We start from the raw sequence: 2,579 nt of genomic DNA, 5'->3' as shown, positions 1-2,579 counted from the left end.
GAGATGTGTATAAGAGACAGGTTCCACACCGTCCGCACCGGGTAGGCGGACGTGATCGAAGCCGGGAATGGTGAGCGCCATGAAGCGCCGTCCTTTCGGGTCGGAGACTTACCGGATCAGCCTGGACGACGGCGATCAGCAGCCGATCAGCACGGTTGGGCACAGCCGACCCCCGAGGCAGAGGATGAGAGCATGCGAATCGACGTGCTCGGCGCCGTGCGAGCCCTCTGCGACGACGGCGCCCCGGTCAACCTCGGCGGACCCCGCCATCGTGAAGTACTCGCCCGACTCGTCGCCGCCGAGGGACGGATCGTCACGACCGACACCCTCGTCGACGACCTGTGGGCAGATCCACCGGCCCGCGCCCTGGGCGCTTTGCGTACGTTCGTCGCCGCGTTGCGTCGCGCCCTCGAACCTGACCGGCCGCCCCGCGATCCGCCGCGAGTGATCGTCACCGAGGGCCCCGGCTACGCGCTGCGGCTGCCACGTGAGGACGTGGACGTCCACCGGTTCCAGGACACCCTGGCCCGCGCCCGGCGCGACCCCGGCGCAGTGGCCGACCTCGGCGCGGCACTCGCTGCCTGGCGCGGACCCGCCTATGCCGATGTGCCCGGATCCCCATGGGCGCAGCGGGAGCGTACCCGGCTGGAGGAACTCAGGCTGGAGGGGGTGGAACTACGCGCCCGCATCCACCTCGACTCCGGGGCGGGAGCCGATCTCGTCGCCGAACTGGGCGCCCACGTCGCCGAGCATCCGTGGCGCGAGCCTGCCTGGGGACTGCTTGCCCGCGCCCTCTACCATGCGGGCCGCCAGGCCGACGCGCTGGCCACTCTCCGCCGCGCCCGAGCGATGCTCGTCGAGCAACTCGGACTCGACCCCGGTGCCGAACTCCAACGTCTGGAAACGGACATCCTCAACGGGTCCGTACCCCTCGACGGCACACGTGCAGCGGCGGGCGGCCCTGGTATCCGGCTCGGCCCGCGTACCACGGTGGCTCTGGCCCGCACCCTCGCACTCGCGGGCGGCGATGCCCTCGTCCACTCGCGACGCGACCGCCTCGCCGCGGTCCAGGCGGCAGAACGCACAGGAGACCTCACCCTGACCGCGCGGATCATCGGCGCGTACGACGTGCCCGCGGTATGGAATCTGTCTCTTATACACATCTCGAGCGCACGCTCACCGCGCTCGGCCCCGACGGCCCCGCTGACCTGACCACTCGCCTCCTGGCCACGATCGCCGTCGAGAGCCGCAGCGCCGATCTGTCCGAGGCCGAGCTGAGACGCGCCCAGCAGGCCGCACGGCAGGCCGAGGCGCTGGCACGGCACCTAGCCGATCCGGCCCTGCTGGCCTTCGCCCTCAACGGAGTTTTCCTGCAGTCCTTCACCCGCCCCGGGCTCGCGGCGGTACGGGACAAGACCGGCGTCGAGATCCTCGACCTGGCCACCCGGCACGAACTGCCGGACTTCGCCGTACTCGGCCGACTCGTCCGCCTTCAATCCGCCTCGGCCCTCGGCGACCTCGACGCCGCGGCCTCGCACGCTGAGGCGGCCGAACGAATCGCCTCCACCACCGAGGCGCCCCTCGTTCCCGTCCTCACGGAGTGGTTCCGAGCCCGGGCCACAGCTGAACGCAGCACCGCACCCGGCGGACCGACCGCCGCCACCGCCGCAGTGCACTACCGCACTGCGGAGAGTGCCCTCAAGACGGCCGGAATGCCGGGGCTGCACCGCGGCCTGTTCCCGCTCGCCCTGCTGGGGCTGCGCCTGCTGCACGACCGGCCCGCGCCCACTGACCCGAACCTCGACTGGGGCCCGTATCTGCCTTGGGCACGCCCCCTCGTGCTGCTCGCCCAAGACCGCGCCGAGGAGGCCCGTACCGCCCTCGCGGCGGCACCCGAACCAGCGCGTGACCACCTGCAGGAGGCCATGTGGTGCCTGGTCGCCCGCGCGGCCGTACGCCTCGGCGAGCGCGGAATCGCCGCACACGCCGGGGCCTCCCTGCGCGATGCCTCCGCAGAACACGCCGGTGCCGCGAGCGGAATGCTGACGCTGGGCCCGGTGGCGGTGTACCTGGCTGAGGCAGAGGAATGCGCCGGAATGCAATAGGCCGGCAACGACGCGAACGCCGAGCCCGTCTGCGGTCGCCCCGCGGCGTCGGGTGACGCGGTTGCTGACCGGCGGGCACGGTACCGATACCGTTGTCGGCGTCGCCGGTGCGGGCAAGTCGACGTTGATGGAGGCGTGCCGGATCGGGTGGGACGCGACCGGCCCCACCTGCGCCAGGACGTGTCCGAGCGCCGTCGCCGCCCAGAACCTCACCCAGGCCTCCGGCATTCCGCCCGTACGGTCGTGGCCTGGCTGGAGCAGATCCGCACCGGGGCAGGGCTCACCGGCTGGTCGGCGGGCTCACCTTGCATGAGAACCGCCGCCAGGAGGACGCCACCGAACGCCACGCGCTGGAGGTCTGACGCACCGGCGACCACGCCCAGGCGCTCCGTCTCCTCGCCGACCGAGCCCGGCGGCGACCGGCTCACCCTGGCCACCGGCGACGCCGTACGGGTACCGGCGCCAACGACTACC

General features: G+C 72.4%; 1 protein-coding gene and 1 pseudogene. Both read left to right on the top strand.

Features of this window, described 5'->3' with window-relative positions:
* Positions 1–192: 192 nt before the first annotated feature.
* Positions 193–2,105, top strand: a pseudogene (locus IH13_RS38070) (AfsR/SARP family transcriptional regulator).
* 52 nt (positions 2,106–2,157) lie between these two features.
* A complete protein-coding gene (locus IH13_RS41045; RefSeq protein WP_234433353.1) occupies positions 2,158–2,418 on the top strand; it encodes an AAA family ATPase in 261 nt (86 codons plus the stop codon).
* Positions 2,419–2,579 lie beyond the last annotated feature (161 nt).

It is taken from the genome of Streptomyces sp. NRRL WC-3549 (assembly GCF_000721935.1).
In the GTDB taxonomy this organism is placed as follows: domain Bacteria; phylum Actinomycetota; class Actinomycetes; order Streptomycetales; family Streptomycetaceae; genus Streptomyces.
The sequence above is the reverse complement of the archived record's forward strand: the minus strand, read 5'-3'. Positions and strand labels throughout refer to the sequence as shown.